This window comes from Halococcus sp. AFM35, from assembly GCF_051195015.1.
In the GTDB taxonomy this organism is placed as follows: domain Archaea; phylum Halobacteriota; class Halobacteria; order Halobacteriales; family Halococcaceae; genus Halococcus.
This window is the reverse complement of the sequence record NZ_JBNTJU010000012.1, coordinates 20,200-38,344: the sequence shown is the minus strand read 5'-3', so window position 1 is coordinate 38,344 and position 18,145 is coordinate 20,200. Positions and strand designations below refer to the sequence as shown.

At 65.2% G+C, this 18,145-nt stretch carries 20 protein-coding genes; 8 read left to right on the top strand and 12 right to left on the bottom strand.

The window, feature by feature from the left end; genetic code table 11:
• Window positions 1–39 precede the first annotated feature (39 nt).
• The 4 genes from ACQUQO_RS10880 to ACQUQO_RS10865 form a co-directional block, all read right to left on the bottom strand.
• Entirely contained in the window at window positions 40–846 is an 807-nt protein-coding gene (locus ACQUQO_RS10880) for an SDR family oxidoreductase (protein ID WP_435078033.1), read from the bottom strand.
• Window positions 846–1,727 (bottom strand): 3-keto-5-aminohexanoate cleavage protein, encoded by an 882-nt coding sequence (locus ACQUQO_RS10875; RefSeq protein ID WP_435078032.1) that lies wholly within the window; start codon window positions 1,725–1,727, stop codon window positions 846–848. The genes ACQUQO_RS10880 and ACQUQO_RS10875 overlap by 1 nt, the downstream gene beginning before the upstream one ends.
• Window positions 1,728–1,730: 3 nt before the next feature.
• Window positions 1,731–2,537 (bottom strand): enoyl-CoA hydratase/isomerase family protein, encoded by an 807-nt coding sequence (locus ACQUQO_RS10870; RefSeq protein ID WP_435078031.1) that lies wholly within the window; start codon window positions 2,535–2,537, stop codon window positions 1,731–1,733.
• A gap of 119 nt (window positions 2,538–2,656) precedes the next feature.
• Entirely contained in the window at window positions 2,657–3,058 is a 402-nt protein-coding gene (locus ACQUQO_RS10865) for a CBS domain-containing protein (RefSeq protein ID WP_435078030.1), read from the bottom strand.
• 121 nt (window positions 3,059–3,179) lie between these two features.
• On the opposite strand from ACQUQO_RS10865, the gene ACQUQO_RS10860 reads away from it, so the two are divergent.
• Together ACQUQO_RS10860 and ACQUQO_RS10855 are read left to right on the top strand one after the other, a co-directional pair.
• Complete coding sequence (locus ACQUQO_RS10860; protein ID WP_435078029.1) at window positions 3,180–3,554, top strand: VOC family protein; 375 nt, start codon at window positions 3,180–3,182, stop codon at window positions 3,552–3,554.
• A gap of 73 nt (window positions 3,555–3,627) precedes the next feature.
• A complete protein-coding gene (locus tag ACQUQO_RS10855; protein WP_435078028.1) occupies window positions 3,628–5,472 on the top strand; it encodes a DEAD/DEAH box helicase in 1,845 nt (614 codons plus the stop codon).
• Between the two features lie 130 nt (window positions 5,473–5,602).
• Here the strand turns inward: ACQUQO_RS10855 and ACQUQO_RS10850 are convergent, their stop codons facing one another.
• The gene (locus ACQUQO_RS10850) at window positions 5,603–5,728 is read right to left on the bottom strand and encodes a hypothetical protein (RefSeq protein WP_435078027.1); all 126 of its coding nucleotides are present in this window, start codon (window positions 5,726–5,728) and stop codon (window positions 5,603–5,605) included.
• Between the two features lie 55 nt (window positions 5,729–5,783).
• Window positions 5,784–6,890, bottom strand: a complete 1,107-nt coding sequence (locus tag ACQUQO_RS10845) for an aminotransferase class V-fold PLP-dependent enzyme (protein ID WP_435078026.1) — start codon at window positions 6,888–6,890, stop codon at window positions 5,784–5,786.
• 86 nt (window positions 6,891–6,976) lie between these two features.
• On the opposite strand from ACQUQO_RS10845, the gene ACQUQO_RS10840 reads away from it, so the two are divergent.
• The 4 genes from ACQUQO_RS10840 to polX all read left to right on the top strand — a co-directional run bounded on the left by ACQUQO_RS10840 (window position 6,977) and on the right by polX (window position 11,226).
• Window positions 6,977–7,738: a creatininase family protein gene (locus ACQUQO_RS10840; RefSeq protein WP_435078025.1), complete on the top strand. Its 762-nt coding sequence runs from the start codon at window positions 6,977–6,979 to the stop codon at window positions 7,736–7,738.
• Between the two features lie 108 nt (window positions 7,739–7,846).
• The gene (locus ACQUQO_RS10835; RefSeq protein WP_435078024.1) at window positions 7,847–8,995 is read left to right on the top strand and encodes a thiolase family protein; all 1,149 of its coding nucleotides are present in this window, start codon (window positions 7,847–7,849) and stop codon (window positions 8,993–8,995) included.
• A 60-nt stretch (window positions 8,996–9,055) separates the two neighbouring features.
• Window positions 9,056–9,487 (top strand): DUF5788 family protein, encoded by a 432-nt coding sequence (locus tag ACQUQO_RS10830; protein ID WP_435078023.1) that lies wholly within the window; start codon window positions 9,056–9,058, stop codon window positions 9,485–9,487.
• A complete protein-coding gene (polX, locus tag ACQUQO_RS10825) occupies window positions 9,484–11,226 on the top strand; it encodes a DNA polymerase/3'-5' exonuclease PolX (RefSeq protein ID WP_435078021.1) in 1,743 nt (580 codons plus the stop codon). Before ACQUQO_RS10830 ends, polX begins: the two co-directional genes overlap by 4 nt.
• Before the next feature lies 1 nt (window position 11,227).
• Here polX and ACQUQO_RS10820 read toward each other — a convergent pair whose 3' ends face one another.
• The 5 genes from ACQUQO_RS10820 to ACQUQO_RS10800 all read right to left on the bottom strand — a co-directional run bounded on the left by ACQUQO_RS10820 (window position 11,228) and on the right by ACQUQO_RS10800 (window position 15,591).
• Window positions 11,228–11,608 (bottom strand): rhodanese-like domain-containing protein, encoded by a 381-nt coding sequence (locus tag ACQUQO_RS10820; RefSeq protein WP_435078019.1) that lies wholly within the window; start codon window positions 11,606–11,608, stop codon window positions 11,228–11,230.
• Window positions 11,609–11,648: 40 nt separating this feature from the next.
• Window positions 11,649–12,191 (bottom strand): NUDIX hydrolase, encoded by a 543-nt coding sequence (locus ACQUQO_RS10815; RefSeq protein WP_435078017.1) that lies wholly within the window; start codon window positions 12,189–12,191, stop codon window positions 11,649–11,651.
• Between the two features lie 51 nt (window positions 12,192–12,242).
• Window positions 12,243–13,988 carry a Rieske (2Fe-2S) protein gene (locus ACQUQO_RS10810; RefSeq protein WP_435078015.1) on the bottom strand — a complete coding sequence of 582 codons (1,746 nt, stop codon included), beginning with the start codon at window positions 13,986–13,988 and terminating at the stop codon, window positions 12,243–12,245.
• Between the two features lie 431 nt (window positions 13,989–14,419).
• On the bottom strand, window positions 14,420–14,815 hold the full coding sequence (locus ACQUQO_RS10805) for an OsmC family protein (protein ID WP_435078014.1): 396 nt from the start codon (window positions 14,813–14,815) through the stop codon (window positions 14,420–14,422).
• Window positions 14,816–14,880: 65 nt separating this feature from the next.
• Window positions 14,881–15,591, bottom strand: coding sequence for a metal-dependent hydrolase (locus ACQUQO_RS10800; protein ID WP_435078012.1), 711 nt, complete (start codon window positions 15,589–15,591; stop codon window positions 14,881–14,883).
• 109 nt (window positions 15,592–15,700) lie between these two features.
• Here ACQUQO_RS10800 and ACQUQO_RS10795 point away from each other — a divergent pair, with 109 nt between their 5' ends.
• Window positions 15,701–16,468, top strand: coding sequence for a fumarylacetoacetate hydrolase family protein (locus ACQUQO_RS10795; RefSeq protein ID WP_435078011.1), 768 nt, complete (start codon window positions 15,701–15,703; stop codon window positions 16,466–16,468).
• On the opposite strand, the gene ACQUQO_RS10790 is transcribed toward ACQUQO_RS10795, so the two are convergent.
• Window positions 16,455–16,925 carry a hypothetical protein gene (locus ACQUQO_RS10790; RefSeq protein WP_435078009.1) on the bottom strand — a complete coding sequence of 157 codons (471 nt, stop codon included), beginning with the start codon at window positions 16,923–16,925 and terminating at the stop codon, window positions 16,455–16,457. The two genes, ACQUQO_RS10795 and ACQUQO_RS10790, sit on opposite strands and share 14 nt — an antisense overlap.
• 131 nt (window positions 16,926–17,056) lie before the next feature.
• Here ACQUQO_RS10790 and hisC point away from each other — a divergent pair, with 131 nt between their 5' ends.
• On the top strand, window positions 17,057–18,145 hold the full coding sequence (hisC, locus tag ACQUQO_RS10785; protein ID WP_435078008.1) for a histidinol-phosphate transaminase: 1,089 nt from the start codon (window positions 17,057–17,059) through the stop codon (window positions 18,143–18,145).

The following is an 18,145-nucleotide window of genomic DNA, read 5'->3' as shown; positions in this document are numbered from 1 at the left end:
GTTCGATGGCCGCCGGTCGCCTAACGGTCACGGAACGCCTCAAAACGACGTCGGGGCGAGCAACTGGCCGCCGTCGACGGTGAAGTAGCCGCCGGTGACGTAGGCAGCCGCGGGACTGGCAAGAAAAAGCACAGGAGGAACGCAGTCGGCGGGCGTCCCGAAGCGGTCCGCGGCCACGTCGTCGAGAAACGTATCGGGCAGTTCGCCACCGGCGGCCTCGGTCACGCCCTCTGTCTCGATGATTCCCGGTGCGACCGTGTTCGCCCGGATGCCGTGACTACTCCACTCGCTCGCCACGGTCTGCATCAGGTTGTGGACGCCCGCCTTTCCCGCACCGGAGTGGGCGTGATACGGCGCACCTCTCCGTGAATTGGTCGCGCCCATCGCCAGAATCGCGCCGCCGTCGTTTTCCCGCATGTGCTCGCCGACGGCCATCGTACAGTAGGCCGTCCCGTCGAGGATGGTGCCCACGACCGCGCGCCAGCCGTTCGGCGTGAGCGACTCGGTTGGGGTCAGAAAGTTCGCACCTGCGTTGTTCACGAGGACGTCGATGCCGCCGAGTTCCGCCACAACTGTGTCGACCATCGCCTCGACCGCCTCGTACTCCCGGACATCGACCGTGGTCGCACACGCCCGCGCGCCGCGCGCTTCGAGTTCTTCGGCCACGGGTTCGAGGTGGTCCATCTCGCGGCTGGCGATGGCGACGTCCGCACCGCAGTCGGCAAAGGCAAGCGCGATTTCCCTTCCTATCCCTGTGCCGCCGCCGGTCACGAGCGCGACCTCGCCGTCGAAGAGGTCGTCGGCGAACAGTTCGTCGGCGGGTGGCGTCTCGCCGAGTCCCGCCATCACTGAAGCCCCATGATGTCGCGTGCCTCCTCTGGCGTCGCGGGTTCGCGGCCCACGTTGCGAGTTAGCTCGGCGGCTTTCCCGACGAGTTCGGGGTTCGTGGACATCTCACCGTTCGGAAGATAGAAGTTGTCTTCGAGACCGACCCGAACGTTGCCGCCCATCGAGAGCGCACCCGCCACCAGCGGCCATTGGTCTCTGCTGATGCCGATGACCTGCCAGTTCGCGCTGTCGGGCAGCTGGCGCACCTGATGGGCGAGGTTTTCGATACTCGCTGGAATCCCGCCGAGCACGCCCATGATGAGACTGAATTGCAAGGGATGGGTGAGTTCTCCCTTCTTCAACAGCGGTCGGACGTTGCCGATGTGTCCGGTATCGAAGCATTCGAGTTCGGGCCGAACTCCCGCAGCCTCCATCGCGGTCACGAACTGGCGAATCTCGTCGAAGGAGTTCTCGAACACCATATCGAAGACGAACTCCTCGCGCGACTCGGAGTATTTCGCGTAGTTCATCGACCCCATGTTGAGCGCCGCGATGTCGGGTTCGACCTCCTCGACGTATTCGATGCGCTCTTCAGGTGGTGCGTGGAGGGCACCCGTCGAGAAGTTGATGACGATGTCGGTGCGGTCGCGGATTTCGTCGTGAATCTCCTGATAGATGTCGGTCTCGTAGGTCGGAGAGCCATTTTCGGTCCGGGCGTGGATGTGGGCGATGGCCGCGCCGTTTTCCCGTGCTTCGGCCGCGTCCTCGGCGATTTCCACAGGAGTATAGGGAATCGCCTCGCACTGGTCGCGGGTGGTGAGCGCGCCTGTGAGCGCCGCCGAGATGATGGCTTTGTCGGGGTCGTTGCCCTTGACTGATTCTTGGTCTCGTATCGTCATTGTCTATCGACCGCTCCAGTCGGGTTCTTCGTCCATCAGGAAGGCGTTGATGCCCTCCTCGGTGTCCTCACTCATGGCGATGAGCGCGATGACTTCGCGCATGTAGGAGAGGGCTTCGTCGAAGCCCATGTCGCGCTGGGTGTAGTAGGCCTCCTTGCCCATCTCGATCATCACCGGCGAGGAGGAGGCGAGGTCATCGACCAGAGTATCGAGTTCGGTCTCGAAGTCCTCGGCGGGAACCACATCGGTCGTAAAGCCGATCTCGTGGGCCGTCTCGGCGTCGATGTGCTCGCCGGTGAAGAGGAGTTTGAGTCCCTGTTTTTCGGTGACCGTTCTCATAATCGGCACCAAGGCCTGTGCGGGGAAGAGACCGATATCGACCTCCGGCGTGCCGAAGGTCGCCTCCTCGGTGGCGAGAATCATGTCACACGCCCCCGCAAGACCCATCCCGCCCGCGAGACAGTAGCCCTCGACGGCAGCGACGACCAGCGCACCCGTCTCGACCATCCGCTCCATCAGATTCGAGAGACCGGCAAATCCCTCGCGGTAGGCCTGTGACCCCTGTCCGATGGAGGAAGCCATGCTCTTGAGGTCGCCACCGGAGCAGAAGGTCCCGCCCGCACCACGGATGACGACCACCCGCGTTGGACCGTCGTCGGCGGCCGCGAGCACGTCCAGCAACCCCTGAATCACGTTCTCGTTCAGCGCGTTGCGCTCGTCGGGTCGGTCGATAGTCGCCCGAACCACCAACCCGTCGTCGCTCTCGCGCACGCCGAGGTCGGCGTTCCCGTCCATTGGTCGGTCGGTCATGTCCACTCGCCCGAGCCGTTCCGCTGGCCGCGTTCGTTCTTCATAATGCGTTCGTTCGTGATTTGCTCACACGTGTGGATGATAACTGTACTCCATCGGATGTGCGGGCGTTTTTCCGTTCAGGCCGGACTCGGCGTCTGGACGCCCGAGAGATATGCCGCGAGGTCCGAGGAGGTTATCATGCCGATGACGCCGTCCTCGTCGCTTTCGACCGGCACGTGGTGGAAGCCGTGCTCGGTCATCGCGTCGGCGACCGCGCGGATGGGGTCCTGTGCGGCCGCCGTGACGATGTCGGTACTCATGTAATCGGCAACCGGCGTTTCGGCTTTCGGCCGGCTCTTGGCGACGATATCGACGAAATCCGTTCGCGTGAGGATGCCCCGTAGCTCGCCGTCTTCGACCACCACGACCGACCCGATGTCGTTGTCGAGCATCAGCTCCGCCGCGCCGGCGACGAGCGTTTCGGGGGCCACAGTGTACAGTTCGGTCGACATCAACTGTCCGACGAAGACATCGTCCATGACGGCAAACCGTGTTGGTCGTTGATAAACGTTCACCCAGTGATGACATCTGCCAAACCACCAGCGGCGAGTCGGGACGAACGACCGCCCGATTTATTCGTGGCGGGACGCTCTACGGCTTATGGACCTGCTTCACACCTGTCTCAACGTCACGGACATCGAGCGCGCGCTCGCGTTCTACACCGAGGAACTCGACTTCGCCGAGTCGTGGTCGTTCGAGACTGAAGACGGCCGAACCCTGAACCAGTACGTCGCTGCGGACAACGGCGTCGAACTCCAGTTGTCGAAAACCGAGGGGCAAAACCAGGTCGAAGGCGGCACTGCGTGGGACCACCTCGCCGTGGGCGTCGAGAACGTTGACCGGACGTTCGAGGACATCGACCACTACGGCGTGGTGCAAGAGCCGGCCGACCAGCCGGCCGCCGGCGCACGAACGGCGTTCGTCGAGGACCCAGACGGACACGTCGTCGAGTTCGTCGAACCGCTCGAAGACTGAGACCGAATCTACTGCCGAACGAACGGCGAGCGAGACGGAAGTCGTTTGTCCACAGCGCCACTGGTGAACGCCAGTGACGGACCCGAACGCGAGCGAACAGTCGCCGGAGAGCGAGGAGGGGTCGACGGACGAGACCGCCATCACCGCCGCCGCGTTCCGGGCAGCGCTCGAAGAACTCGGCGAGCCGGTGGCGACCGCGAGCGCGGTGGCGCGCGTCCTCGATTGCACCCAAACAGAAGCGAGCGATGCGCTCGACGAACTAGCCGACGCCGGGAAACTCGAACGGATGGACGTGAGCGACGACCCTGTGCTGTGGTATCCCCGCGGGTTCGCCGACTTCGTCGACCCCGAACACGTCATCGTCTTTCCCGAACGGCGCGAACTCGTCGTCGAACGGCCCGAACAGTTCACGCGCGCACAGCTCACGCAGTTCGCCCACCTCGTCGATTCCTCGGCGGATGCCTATATCTACGAGATCCGCGAGGAGGACGTCTGGTGGGCACCCTACGACCACATCGACGGTCTCATCGGAACGATGCGCGACGTGCTGGGGGAGACGCCCGAACTCGAAGAATGGGTCGAACGCCAGTGGACGCGTGCCCGGAAGTTCGCGCTGACGACGCACGCCGACGGCTACACGGTACTGGAAGCCGAAAGCCCGGAACTCATGGGCAACATCGCCCGCCAGAAGCTCGACGAAGACCAGCTCCACGGGCCGATTTCCGACACCGAGAGCTGGGTGGTCGAGGGGAAAGAGGGCGCGATTAAGCGCACGCTCTACGACGCTGGCTACCCGGTGCAGGACCAGCGCGAACTCGAAGGTGGTGCGGTGCTCGACATCGACCTCGATATCGACCTGCGCGAGTATCAGGAGGACTGGCTCGACCGGTTTCTCGATACCGGGGCGGGCGTGCTCGTCGGGCCACCGGGCAGCGGCAAAACGGTCGCTGCCATCGGTGCGATGGCCGAAGTCGGTGGCGAATCGCTGATTCTCGCGCCGAGCCGCGAGCTTGCGGGTCAGTGGCGCGAGCAGTTGCTCGAAAACACCTCCCTCGACCCCGAACAGGTCGGCGAGTATCACGGCGGCGAGAAGTCGATTCGGCCGGTGACCATCGCCACCTATCAAACGGCAGGAATGGACCGCCATCGCAAACTGTTCGACGAGCGGCGCTGGGGTCTCATCGTCTATGACGAGGTCCACCACGTCCCGGCGTCCATCTATCGGCGCAGCGCCGACCTCCAGGCCAAACACCGCCTCGGGCTGTCGGCAACACCGATCAGGGAGGACGACAAGGAGGGCGAGATATTCACGCTCATCGGCCCGCCCATCGGGACTGACTGGGCGAAATTGTTCGAGGCGGGCTTCGTCGCCAAACCCGAAATCGAACTGCGGTACGTGCCGTGGCGCTCGGAGACCGACCGCACCGAGTACGCGAGCGTCGAGGGCCACGAGCGCCGGCAGGTCGCCGGCACGAACCCCGCAAAGCTCGATGCCGTGCGCTCGCTGCTTACCGAGCATGGGGAGGCGAAGACGCTGATTTTCGTCGAGTGGCTCGACCAAGGCGAGGAGTACGCCGAGGCACTCTCGATTCCGTTCATCAGCGGCGAGACGCGGTATGCAGAGCGCGAGCGGCTGTTCGACGAGTTCCGGCGCGGGGCGCGCGAGAGGTTAGTCGTCTCGCGGGTCGGCGACGAGGGTATCGACCTGCCGAGCGCGGAAGTCGCCATCGTCGCTTCCGGACTCGGCGGCTCGCGCCGGCAGGGGTCACAGCGCGCCGGCCGAACGATGCGCCCGACGGGCAACTCACAGGTCTACGTGCTCGCCACGCGGGGCACCCGCGAAGAGGAGTTCGCCAGAAACCAGCTGCGCCATCTCGCCGGCAAAGGTGTTCGCCTGCGCGAGACCGATGTGAGCTAGCCATCGCGCTTTCGAGCCGCAGCGTGCCTCATACTGTCGGACAGGGGTTCGTGTGAACATGACTGGCGTTCCAGCGTGCAGTCGAGCGATTCATCGGCTGTTCGGGACAGAATATCGCTGTCCGACAGTATCAGAAGGTGAGATAGCCGAGATACATGCCGCCGAATAGCAGCGCGAACAGCACCACGAGCAGCAGCAAAATCCCCATCAGGTACTGGTAGGCTCCATCGACCGTCGTCAGCTGTGGAACGTTCATGCGTGAGTCGTTGCGTCCGAACCTTTTAGTGCTACCGTCCTCCGTCGGCGGCATATCAGAGTGCCCCACGGAGCGCGTCGATGTCCTCGTCGGTGTTGAACGCATGCACCGAGACCCGGACGGCCGCCGGCGACGGCAGCGAGCGAATTACGATGCCCTCGTCGGAAAGGCGCGAAACGGTGGCTTCGGGGTCGTCGGCTGCAACCGTGACCAATCCGGACTCGTATTCCCGTGGACTCAGCAGTCGGTCGTCGTCGATGCCCGCTTTGAGCCGGTCGGTAAGTCGCTCGATTCGTTCCTCGATGGTGTCGATGCCGATGGATTCCATCATCTCGATGGCCGCCTGTAGCCCCGCGTACGGCGCGGGCGAGGTCGTGCCGACTTCGAGGCGCTTTGCACCCGCCGCGAACGCGTAGTCGTCGGCGTTCGGGTCGGTCACGCTCCGGTAGCCCACCCGGTCGGGATCGAGCGCGGCGGTCGCCTCGTCGTCGACGTAGAGGAAGCCGGCACCCCACGGCCCACAGAGCCACTTGTGGCCAGCGCCGACGGCGAAGTCAGCGCCCCACTCGTTGACATCGACATCGACCTGTCCGGGTGACTGGACGGCATCGACGAGCACCCGCGCGCCAGCGTCGTGGGCGATGTCGGTGAGGTCCGCAATGGGTAATCGAGTGCCATAGTTCCACGTGATGGAACTCAGACAGAGCAAGTCGGCCCCCGAGAGCATCTCGGTTGCCTGCTCGCGGTCGATTCGTCCCGCATCCGTTTCGAGCACACGCACCTCGATGCCGTGGCGGTCACGGAGTCGCTTCCACGGCAAGATTCCTGCCGAATGCTCGCAGTCGGTGCGGACGACCACGTCGCCTTCCTGCCACGGCAGCGCGGTTGCGATGCGGTTGATGCCGTCGGCGGTGCTGTTGGTCAAGGCGATTTCGTCGGTGTCAGCGCCCAGAAAGTCGGCGACGCGCTCGCGGGTGTCCTCGAAGCATCCAAATAGGGCGGGGTAGGCTCCCTCGCCGCCGGGAGCGACGTACTGCTGGCGTTCGATTTCCTCGATGGCGGCGTCGACGACGCTTCTCGGTGCTGGGCTTGCAGCGCCCGTGTTCAGGTAGGTGACCTCGTCGAGAACCGGTATCTCCTCCCGGAGGGCGAGCGGGTCCATATACGGAGGAAAGGGGCCGGATGGAAGGATGTTCCCGTTCGCTCCCGAGTGGACACCGTTATCCCGTGGCCCGACCGACCGCGGGTATGTATCTCGCGGATCGGACGTGGCCGGAACTGGATGATATGGGGTCGCTCGCGGTCGTTCCCGTGGGTTCGACCGAACAGCACGGTCCCCACCTCCCGCTCGCGACCGACCATCTCATCGCCGAATCGCTCGCCCACGAGGCCACCGACCGCACAGGGATACTCTGTACGCCCACGGTGAACGTCGGCGTCAGCCCCCACCACCGCCAGTTCAACGGCACGATGTGGGTCGACCCGCCGGCCTTCCGGGACTACATGGCAAGCCTCGCGCGCAACCTCACGTATCACGGCATCGATAGAATCGTCTTCGTCAACGCCCACGGCGGCAACGTCGTCCACCTCCGCGAAGTCGGCCGTCGCCTGCGCGAGGCGGGCGACGCCTACGCCATCGAGTGGATGTGGAACGATTCGATTCCCGACCTCGTCGACGAACTGTTCGCAACGAACGGTCCCCACGGCGGGCCGAAGGAGACCGCGATGATTCAACACATCGCGCCCGACCTCGTTCGTGGCGAAGAATTGGAAGCCGCCCGCGACGGCGGACTCGTCGAGTTCGACGAAGACGAGATGGCAGTCCACGGCGCGCGAACGTTCTACGATTCCATCGACAACACCGAAAACGGAGTGCTCGGCGACCAGACCGACGCCACCGCCGAGAAAGGTGAACGACTGTTCGAGGCCGCCACCGACCAACTAGTTCAACTGCTCGACTGGCTCGACGAGCAGCCCCGCGACGCGCTGCTGGCGAAACCACACGTCTGAGCCGCCGTCCACACCGTTTGCATCCCACCCACCGGCGGTTGGTTCGGGTATTCATGTACCGCGTCCACACGGGCCAACCTACTTACGGGCAACCATGCTAGACTGGGTATGCGAGATGCGTACATCGTCGACGCAGTTCGGACACCCTTTGGCAAGCGCGATGGCCAGTTCCGCGACACCCATCCGCAGGACCTCGCGGCCGCTCCCCTGAACGCGCTCGAAGAGCGGGTCGGGTTCGACCCCGAAATCGTGGAGGACGTGGTGTATGGCTGTGTGACGCCGGTCGACGAGCAGGGGATGAACATCGCGCGGCTCGCGCCGATGGTCGCCGGGTGGGGCGACGGCGTACCGGGCGTGCAGTTGAACCGGATGTGCGGGTCGGGCCAGCAGGCGATCAATTTCGCCGCCGCACAGGTCCAATCGGAAAGTCAGGAGGTCGTGGTCGCCGGCGGCGTCGAGCACATGAGCCGGATACCGATGGGGTCGGATGGGAACAGCCTCACCGATACCTACTTCGAGCATTTCGAGGAACTCACCACGCAGGGCGAGGGAGCCGAGCGCATCGCCGAAGGGTACGACATCACCCGCGAGGAGGTCGACCAACTCGGCGCGGATTCCCAACAGCGCTGGGGCAAGGCATGGGACGAGGGCCGATACGACTCCCAAATCGCTCCCGTTAAGACCGAACTCGACGGCGAATCCATTACTGTGGAGAAGGATGGCCATCCGCGACCGGGCACCGACCGCGAGACGCTCGGCGAGCTTCCGCTCTCCTTCCGCGGCGAAGGCAACGGCGTGCTCCACGCGGGCAACTCCTCGGGCATCGTCGATGGGGCTGGCGCGCTCGTTCTCGCCAGCGAGGCGGCCGTCGAGGAACATGGCTGGGAACCGATGGCGCGCATCGTCGAGCGGGAGGTCGTGGGTGTGGACCCGGTCACGATGCTCACCGGCCCGATTCCGGCGACCGAGAACGTGCTGGAGAAGGCGGACATGGCTGTCGATGACATCGATGTCTTCGAGGTGAACGAGGCGTTCGCGCCGGTCGTACTCGCGTGGCTCGATGAGACCGGTGCCGACTGGGCGCGCACGAACGTCAACGGTGGAGCCATCGCCCACGGCCATCCCCTCGGCGCGACCGGTGCGGCGCTCGTGACGAAGCTCGCCCACGAACTCCAGCGTACAGAACAGGAGTACGCGCTCTCGACGATGTGCATCGGGTTCGGACAGGGTGTCGCCACGATCATCGAACGGGTGTAGGCCGCCGGTGGTTCGACCGCCGGCCGGAGGGTCGAAGTGGATTCGGTTCCCAGAGACCTCATGAAACCGTACGAGCGAAAACAGCTCCTCGCGCGCATCAACCGCGAGGGCGCGACCGTCGGGGCCGATATCCCGGACGAAATAACTGTTCAGGACGAGCAACTCGCGCTGCGGGAGTTCGTCTTCGAGACGCGCTCGCGCGGGTCGGTGCCGGCCGACGAGCGCGAGACCGTCGAGCGCGCGAAACGAAACCTCCGGCGCGAGCGCCTCGCGCGCAGACAGCGCCTTGAAGAGGGCGACATCAGCCGCGAGCGCGGCGAGGAACTCACGGAGAGCATCATCGGCATCGAGCGCGCGCTGCACGCACTCTCCGACCTCGGCACGGCGGACGTCGAACGTGAAGCGACCGCGAAGGAGGCCGCCGACCGCAAGCGCTGGATGAACTTCCTGCAGCAGGCGCTCGGGCAGGACGAATCGAGGGCGCGCCGATGAGGGAAAACGACGCCGTCGCCGACCGCTTCGAGGAGTTCGCCGCCCGCCTCGAAGCCACAGGTGTCGAATACAAACCCCAGTCGTACCGCCGGGCGGCCGAGAACGTCCGCGCCCATCCCGAGTCCGTCGAATCACTGGTCGCTGAGGGGCAAGACGCCGTCGAGGAAATCGAGGGGGTCGGCGAGGCACTCGCAGAGAAAATTATCGAGTACGTCGAGACCGGTGAGATAGCGGAGTTGGCGGAGCTACGCAACGAACTCCCTGTTGATATGGCGGCGCTCACACGCGTCGAGGGTGTCGGTCCCAAGACCGTTGGCACCCTCTATGAGGAACTCGGCGTCGAGGACTTGGACGACCTCGAAGCGGCCGCGCGCGCAGAGCGCATCCGCGAGGTCGATGGTTTCGGCGCGAAAACGGAGGAAAACATCCTCTCCGGTGTCGACTTCGCCCGACAGGCCGGCGAGCGCTCGCTGCTCGGCGACGCTCGTCCGCTCGGCGAGGAAGTACGGGAGTACGTCGCGGCATCCCAGGCGGTCGCCGACTGCGAACTCGCGGGGTCACTGCGGCGCTGGCGCGCGACCATCGGTGACATCGATGTGCTGGCCGCGAGCAACGATGCCGAATCGGTCGTCGAGCGGTTCATCGACTGGGAACGAGCGGACGACATCATCGAGGCCGGGACGGGAAAGGCAAGCCTTCGCTCCGACGGCGTGCGCATCGACTTGCGGGTCGTCGTGCCCGAGGAGTTCGGCAGCGCGCTCCAGTATTTCACCGGGAGCCGCGACCACAACATCGGGTTCCGCAATCGTGCCATCGAACAGGAACTGAAGGTCAACGAGTACGGCGTCTTTAACATATCTGAAGTCGAGGATGTCGAGGCCGGACAACGGGTCGGCGAGCGCGTCGCTGGCGATACGGAAGAAGGGATGTACAAGGCGGTCGGACTGCCATGGATTCCGCCGGAACTGCGCGAAGACAGTGGCGAACTCGCCGCCGCAGCCGACGGCGAACTGCCCGACCTCCTCGCAGAACCGGACGTTCGCGGCGACCTCCACGTGCATTCGGAGTGGTCGGATGGCGACCACACAATCGGGGAGATGGTCGAAGGCGCGGCCGCGTTCGGCCACGAGTACCTCGCCATCACCGACCACGCGAGCGGTCCGGGAATCGTCGCCGACATGGGCCTCACTGATGAGGACCTCGAAGCACAACGCGAGACCATCGAGGACGCGGCGGCGGACGCGGATATCGAGGTACTTGCGGGTGTCGAGGCGAATATCGACGCCGACGGCGGGGTTTCGGTCGGGGATGGCGTGCTGGAAGACCTCGACATCGTGGTCGCGTCGCCACACAGCGGTCTCGACGGCGACGGCACCGAGCGCATCGTGGGGACCATCGAGCATCCCCACGTCGATGTCATCGGCCATCCGACGGGGCGGTATCTCAACCAGCGCACGGGTCTCGAACTCGATTTCGAGCGGGTGGCCGAGGTGGCCGCCGAACACGGGGTGGCGCTCGAAGTGAACGCGAACCCGCGACGGCTCGACCTCTCGGGAGGCGCGGTTCGGACGGCAATCGAGACCGAGGCCACGGTGGTCATCGACACCGACGCTCACCAACCGGCGAGCTACGACCTGCTTCAGTACGGGGTGCATACCGCCCGGCGCGGCTGGGCTGAGGCTGGTGACGTGCTCAACACCCGCGATGGCGACGAGTTACGGGACTTTCTCGACGGGTAGCTCAAAACGGTGCGTCGGTCTCGTTGCCGGACGGGACCGCGCGGTCGTCGCCGGAGGTGTGTTCGGCAGCGGTAGCGAGCGGGCCGTCCCACGCTTCGAGACCGCCCGCGAGGCTCTCGACGGTGGCGTCATCGACCGCTTCGGCCGAGCGGAGCAACTGGGCGGCCTGCAGGCTGGCCTTGCCGTGCGGGCAGACCGTCACGACGTGCTCTGCGTCATCGAAGCGCTCGACGCGCCGTGGTAGTTCCTCGAAGGGAACGTTCTCGCTGTCGGGGATGTGGCCGCGCTCGAAGGCGGCCGACGAGCGGATATCGACGACGCGCACCGGCTCGTCGGCGTCGAGCAGGCCGGCGAGTTCGTCGGGCGTGATTTCGTCGCTCACGGTAGCCATATCGGCTTCGGGCGAATAAAACCGCCGTTCGTCAGAGCAGGCCCTCCTCGCGCGCGAGCAGCAACCCCTCGATGGTGGCGTCGTTGGCCGGTTCCGCGCGCGCCACGGCGAGTGCCTCGTCGATTGGTATGGTCGTCACGGTCAGAAACTCGTTGTCGTCGAGGTCGCGGTCAGTAGGTGAAAGTCCCTCGGCGAAGACGATGGCGCGGCGGTGGCGGAGTACGCCGGTGGCAACCCAGAAGTCTTCGAGCAGCGAGACGCCCGCCGCCTCGAAGCCGGTCTCCTCGCGGAGTTCGCGCGCGCCCGCCGTGGTGGCCGATTCGCCGTCTTCGACGATGCCGGCCGGGAGTTCGAGACAGCCCTCGCCGATGGCCGGGCGGTACTGGTCGACGAACACCAGTTCGTCGCCGCTGCGGGCGACCACCACGACCGCAGCCGGCAGCTCCGCCCAGTAATACTTCTTCTCGCTGCCGTCGGGCTGTTCGACGCGGTCGTAGCCACCCGTGTACCAGCCCGTTTCGTACTCGACCACCGATTCGAGAACCGGCCAGTCGTGGTCGGCCTGCTCGCTCATGCCTCGACTGTGCGCGCCGCGCGCTAAACGATGGCGCTCGGCGACGGACTATTACTCCACCTCGTGGAGGCGCTCGCCGCGGTGCAGGCGCGTCGCAATCGAGAAGGTTTGCTCGGCGGCGCGGCGCGTCGGGAAGTGGGCGGCCATGTAGCGCGCCGTCGCCATCAGCGCCGTCCGTTGCTCCTCTTCGTCGCCGACGTGCTCGAAGCGCTCGATGGCCGCCGTCAGGTTTTGCAGCGTGTGGAAATCGGCGTCCTCGCGGAGCAGCCCGCGCCCGAGCGTGCGTTTGAGGTCCCCGGGGTCGCCCTCGGCATCGAAATGCTCGCTCACGAGGATGGCCGCCTGATTGACCTGCCCCTGTTCGTCGAACGCATCGAGCAGGCCCGTGCGGATGTCCGCGGGTGCGCGGTCTGACTCGCCGGGGTCTGGCACCGGCGCGCGCGGCGCGTTGAGAAAGCGGTCGAGATACACACTCATTGCGCCGTCGAAACACGCCCGGTAGAGTTCGCTCGCGTCGGTCTTTTCGGTCGCGCGGTGGAGTGCGTTCGCGTAGGTGAAGGTGTGGTGGACGGTGTTCCAGTCGTTGAACTCGTTGTTCGTGGCGAACCACAGCACCCGGCGGGTGGCCGCACGCGCGACCGCATCCGCAAGCTGTTCGGTCGTCGCACCCGCCCTGATGGCGTCGGTCAGCGCGTCGATGATTGCCTCCGCGTCCTCCGAAAGCAGCGTCTCCACGAACTCCTCGGGGCGCTCCCACTGCTTCCCCTCGCCAGCGGCAACGAGATCGGGCAGGAGATCGTTCGCATCCGCGCAGAGACCCGCGATATCGACGGGTTGCCGCCACGAGGAGAGTTCTTCCGAACGGGTGGCGTTCGTGATTTGGGCGACCGTCGCGGCGAGCGCGGCGTCGGCATGTTCTTCCCACCCGAGGTGCTGGGCGGTCTCGAAGGCGGTATTGATGAAATCGAGCGTATGGCCGACGTTCATGTAGCGATGGTCGGTTGCGGCCGAAAAGACGATTTCAGCGACCTCCTCGGGCGCGAGACAGTCGATGGCCGTGAGCAGACACCGCTCGGCTCCGTCGGTGTCGCGCACCTCGCAGGTGTCCCGGAACCACGACTTGAGTCGGGATTTCGAGAGGTCGCGGTTGTCGAAGGCGTACTGCTGGAAGCGTGGCGGTTCGCCAGCGGAGTCGTCGGCGACCTCCCGGACGCCCATGAACATCGCGCGGCGCTTGTCCCGGCCGCCGACGTGGTCGTAGAGGTTCGCCATACACCCCAAGGTGGTGAGACCGCGACCCCACCCCATCGCGCGATAGCGCGTCCCGAAGTTGACAGCCGTCTCGACGGGCGTGTAGAACCCTTCACCCTCCTCGTCCAATCCGATGACGGATTTCGCCATCACGAGCGAGATGTTCTCTTCGAGACCGTCGGCGAGTCGATTTCGAAATCGTGTTGCGGGCGGCACGTCTGGTTCGGGGTCGGGGTCGAGATACACTGCGCCGTCGTCGATTGCGGTCGGGAAGGTCTGCACGTCGTCGGCGAAGAGGTCGAAGGTGTCCCCCTCCTCCAACTCGAAGCGGGCGTGGTGCCAGTGACAGGTCAGGATGCCGTCCTCGACGGTCCCGCGAGTGAGCGGGAAACCCATGTGCGGACAGCGGTTGTCGACAGCGTAGACCTCGCCCTCGTGATGGAACAGGGCGATTGGTCGGCCGTCGCTGCTCACGACTTTTCGACCCTCGTCTTCGAGGTCAGACAGCGTTGCGACCTGCACGTACTCCGTGTCTTCGACCGCCATGACTGGGAATTGGTGGCACCCCTACAAAATGGTTCGCTGAAACGATGTTTTGTAGCCGAATTAACCATTCGGATGGGTGCTCGACGAGTCGTGACTGGATGGGCGTGGCGGCGCGGCCGCCGCGGTGCGGTGGCGGTGCTGCGGCTGTGCGGTCCTGGCGGATGAAGGGCGAGGGCGAGAACGGAGTGAGCGCCCGAGGGCTTCTGCGGTGCTGTGCGGTCGGCGGTTGCGGGGAGGTGCAGCATCCGCGCGAGTGGAACGAGCGCGGTTCGCCGCTCGCGCGGTTTGCGAGCGGGAGTTTTTGGTCCAGATTTTTGCGAGTAGCGAGGGAGCTTCGCTCCCTCGGACCGTGCGAACGGGCGCGAAGCGCCCGTGAGCAGAGGGGTGAGCGCGCCTGGGCGCGCGATGCCTCGAAGTAAAAAGGTGGGTGGTTAGAACGCGCCGCTTTCGATGGCAATGTCGGCGTGGAGTTCCTCGCGCAGCGCCGCGTGGACGTGGCAGATGTCCTCGCCGCGTTCGACGAGTTCGTCCTCGTCGCCGTCGAGGTCGGCCTCGACACGGATGTCGAACCGAATCGCAGTGAGGTCGTCATCGTCGTCGAGGTCGCCCTCGGCGTCGATTTCGATTCGTCCGAGGTCGTCGTAGTCACGCTGTTGGGCCCCGACGCGGAACGCGGGGATGTAACAGGAGGCGTAGTCGGCAACGAGCGTCCCGTTCGGGCTCGGACCCTGCTCTTCGGTGGCGTCGACGGTGAGTTCGAACCCGCCGACCCGACTGGTCGTGGCGAATCCCTCTTCGGACGTACTGCTGACGTTGATGTCTGCCATTGCACCGGCCATGCGAGCGCCGCGACCGTAAGCGTCCCGGTCGTGCGGGCGGTTCACACTACCGGTCAGTCGAGCGTGAACGAGCCATCGTCGTCGAGGACGTGGACCTTGCTGTCGGGTGCGCGTTCGGCGACCGCATCGGCGAACTCCTCGGGGTCGGCTTCGAGCGGCGGCATCGTGTCGTAGTGCATCGGGAAGACGTGAGGAGCCTCCAGCCACTCCGCTGCGATGGCTGCCTGCCAGATGCCCATCGTGAAGTGGTCGCCCATCGGCAGCGCCACGGCGTCGGGCTGCAAGTAGGGGGCGATGACGTCTTTCATCTCGCTCATCAGGCCCGTATCGCCGGCGTGATAGAAGGCCGTGCCCGTGCCGTCGGGACCCGGTTGCTCGTCGCTGACGAGATAGCCGGCGGGGTTGCCGAGTTCGTACTCGTAGCCCATGTCGATGCCGCTGGTGTGGTCGGCCCGGTGCATCGTCACGTGGGCGTCGCCACATTCGACTGTCCCGCCAATGTTCATTCCCACAGTATCGTCGGCCCCCATCTCGCTTTCGACGTAGGCGGCGACCTCGACAGGGGCGACGATTGTTGCGTCAGTGAACGCGCCTGCGTGGGCGATGTGGTCGGCGTGGCCGTGAGTGAGCAGCACGTAGTCGGGCTGGTCGATGTCCTCTGGTTCCATCGCCGTGTGCGGGTTGTCGAAGAACGGGTCGATGAGCAGACTGGTGTCGCCAACGGTGAGATACCACGTCGAGTGGCCGTGCCAAGTGAGTTCCATTGCATCCTCCGATACTCGCGTCGCGCACTTAATACTGTAGGCGAGCGTGCGGAACCGGAACACGAGCGGGTTCGCGTACGTTTATACCATCCGGCGACGAGAAGCGGGTATGCACCGCGTCAGGTTCCGCGACCCCGACGGCGAGGTTCGCACCGGCAAGTGGGACGCAGACGAGAATCGCATCACCGCAAACGCCGGTCCCACTGGACGAGTTGCCTTTCCCGACGACACCTATTCGCCCGAGGACGTCGACGTGCTCGCCCCGACGGAGCCGTCGAAGATCGTCTGTGTCGGGCTGAACTACGCCGACCATGCCGAAGAACAGGACAGCGAGGTTCCCGAGCGCCCGATGTTGTTCCTGAAGGGGCCGAACACCGTCGCGAGTCACAACCAAACCATCGAGTTGCTCCCCGACAAGGAACGCATCGACTACGAGGCCGAGCTCGGCGTCGTCATCGGAACTGAGTGCCGAAACGTCCCCGAAGAGAAGGCGATGGACGTCGTGGGCGGGTTCACCTGTGTCGACGACATCTCGAACCGCGACGACCAGTCAATCGAGCAGAATTGGGTGCGCGGGAAGGCCTTCGACGGCGCTGCGCCGATGGGACCGCTGCTCGCAAGCCCCGACGAGGTGCCGGAAGACGCGACCATCGAACTCCGCGTCAACGGCGAGCGCAGGCAGCACTCCTCACGGGACCAGTTCATCTTCTCGATACCCGAACTCATCGAAGAGATAACGGCCTACATGACTCTCGAACCGGGTGACGTCATCGCGACGGGGACGCCCGCCGGCGTCGGGCCTCTCTCGGATGGCGACCGCGTGGCTATCGACATCGAGGGTATCGGCACGCTCGCCCACTCGGTCACGATTCCATGATCGATTCGAACCAGCGCCGGAGGGTGGGGCTGACGTAGGCGACCGCGCCGAGACCGACCAGCGCCACCCCGAGCGGGAAGACGAGCGGGTCGATTGCGACGCACTGGTTCAGCGAGCCGATGGCCGCATAGTAGCGTTCACCCTGATAGGTGATGAGTGCGCCCTCGCGCAGCGCGTTCGTCCGAATCTGCCCGTCGATTTCGGCCTCGCTCGTGAGACCGGTGACTGCCTCGACGAACGCTGCGTGCTCGGCGGGTGAGAGGGAGTTTGCGGGGAGGCTGGGAACGTCGTCGCCGTACGTATTCGACGAACTGACTTCGAGAATCGGGTTGCCACAGAGACCGAGGTCCTCCTGGACCAGCGCATAGCCGCCGACGACGGCCGCACCGATGCCGATGGCGAACAGCACCGCGCCCAGAAAGCGCATCGTGAAGGCGATGGTATCCGTCCGATTCATTCGATATCCGCTTCTCGCTCGGGTCGATTATGTGCTTTCGGATGTCAGCAAGCGGGCAAGGAGGGCGAGGTGGTGAATCGGGGCCATCGGCGTGTGAGTATCCTTAAACCTCGCCGCCCGCTTTTCGAACCATGCAGCCACGGGACCTCTCCGACCACGCCGTGTACGCGGCGGGCCGGGGTAGCGAGGAGGTCGCCCGCGAGCTGGGTCTCGCGCCCGACGAACTGGTGACGCTCTCCTCGAACGAGAACCCACACGGCCCGAGTCCGGCGGCGGCCGCCGCCATCCGCGAACAGGCAAGTGCGGTCCACACATACCCCAAAAGCGCCCACACCGACCTCACCGGGGCGATTGCCGACCGATGGAACGTCGAACCGGCACAGGTCTGGCTCGCCAACGGCGGCGATGGCGCGCTCGATTACCTCTCGCGCGCGCTGCTCAACCCCGGTGATTCGGTGTTGGTCTCCCGACCCGGCTTCGCCTACTACGCGATGAGCGCACGCTATCACCACGGCCGTGTGAACAGCTACGAACTGAAACAGTCGAGCGGGTTCGCACAGACGCCCGACACCGTGCTCGACGCCTACGACGGCGAGCGCATCGTCTATCTGACGATTCCACATAACCCGACCGGGACGACCGCGAGCCTCGAAACAATCGAGCGCATCGCCGCCGAAACCGACGAGGAGACCCTGATAGTGGTCGACGAGGCCTACGGCGAGTTCGCCAGTGTCGAGAGCGCGCTCGCGCTCGTCGAGGGGCGAGAGGAGTGGAGTGCCCGCGATGACGTTGCCGTGCTCAGAACGTTCTCGAAGGCCTATGGACTGGCGGGCGTGCGACTGGGCTACGCCGTGGTTCCGGACGAGTGGGCCGGGGCGTACACGCGCGTGAACACGCCGTTTGCGGCCAGCGCGCTCGCCTGCCGAGCCGGTCTCGCCGCACTCGACGACCGCGAGCACGTCGAAAGAACGGTGGAAACAGTCGAATGGGCACGCGAGTTCATGGCCGAAAACCTCGATGCACACACCTATCCGAGTGCGGGCAACTTCGTGCTCGTCGATGTCGGCGACGCCACGGCGGTCGCGGAGGCCGCCAAACGGAAGGGCGTCGTCGTCCGGGACTGTTCGAGTTTCGGTCTGTCCGACTGCATCCGGGTTTCGTGTGGCACAGAGGAAGAAACCGAACGCGCGGTCGAAGTGATAAACGAGGTGCTCGCGTGA

Excerpts from the sequence above, each read along its gene's own strand:
- ACQUQO_RS10880 (WP_435078033.1), bottom strand. The coding sequence starts at position 846 with ATGGCGGGACTCGGCGAGACGCCACCCGCCGACGAACTGTTCGCCGAC.
- ACQUQO_RS10875 (WP_435078032.1), bottom strand. The coding sequence starts at position 1,727 with ATGACGATACGAGACCAAGAATCAGTCAAGGGCAACGACCCCGACAAA.
- ACQUQO_RS10870 (WP_435078031.1), bottom strand. The coding sequence starts at position 2,537 with ATGACCGACCGACCAATGGACGGGAACGCCGACCTCGGCGTGCGCGAG.
- ACQUQO_RS10865 (WP_435078030.1), bottom strand. The coding sequence starts at position 3,058 with ATGGACGATGTCTTCGTCGGACAGTTGATGTCGACCGAACTGTACACT.
- ACQUQO_RS10860 (WP_435078029.1), top strand. The coding sequence starts at position 3,180 with ATGGACCTGCTTCACACCTGTCTCAACGTCACGGACATCGAGCGCGCG.
- ACQUQO_RS10850 (WP_435078027.1), bottom strand. The coding sequence starts at position 5,728 with ATGAACGTTCCACAGCTGACGACGGTCGATGGAGCCTACCAGTACCTG.
- ACQUQO_RS10845 (WP_435078026.1), bottom strand. The coding sequence starts at position 6,890 with ATGGACCCGCTCGCCCTCCGGGAGGAGATACCGGTTCTCGACGAGGTC.
- ACQUQO_RS10840 (WP_435078025.1), top strand. The coding sequence starts at position 6,977 with ATGTATCTCGCGGATCGGACGTGGCCGGAACTGGATGATATGGGGTCG.
- ACQUQO_RS10835 (WP_435078024.1), top strand. The coding sequence starts at position 7,847 with ATGCGAGATGCGTACATCGTCGACGCAGTTCGGACACCCTTTGGCAAG.
- ACQUQO_RS10830 (WP_435078023.1), top strand. The coding sequence starts at position 9,056 with ATGAAACCGTACGAGCGAAAACAGCTCCTCGCGCGCATCAACCGCGAG.
- polX (WP_435078021.1), top strand. The coding sequence starts at position 9,484 with ATGAGGGAAAACGACGCCGTCGCCGACCGCTTCGAGGAGTTCGCCGCC.
- ACQUQO_RS10815 (WP_435078017.1), bottom strand. The coding sequence starts at position 12,191 with ATGAGCGAGCAGGCCGACCACGACTGGCCGGTTCTCGAATCGGTGGTC.
- ACQUQO_RS10810 (WP_435078015.1), bottom strand. The coding sequence starts at position 13,988 with ATGGCGGTCGAAGACACGGAGTACGTGCAGGTCGCAACGCTGTCTGAC.
- ACQUQO_RS10805 (WP_435078014.1), bottom strand. The coding sequence starts at position 14,815 with ATGGCAGACATCAACGTCAGCAGTACGTCCGAAGAGGGATTCGCCACG.
- ACQUQO_RS10800 (WP_435078012.1), bottom strand. The coding sequence starts at position 15,591 with ATGGAACTCACTTGGCACGGCCACTCGACGTGGTATCTCACCGTTGGC.
- ACQUQO_RS10795 (WP_435078011.1), top strand. The coding sequence starts at position 15,701 with ATGCACCGCGTCAGGTTCCGCGACCCCGACGGCGAGGTTCGCACCGGC.
- ACQUQO_RS10790 (WP_435078009.1), bottom strand. The coding sequence starts at position 16,925 with ATGAATCGGACGGATACCATCGCCTTCACGATGCGCTTTCTGGGCGCG.
- hisC (WP_435078008.1), top strand. The coding sequence starts at position 17,057 with ATGCAGCCACGGGACCTCTCCGACCACGCCGTGTACGCGGCGGGCCGG.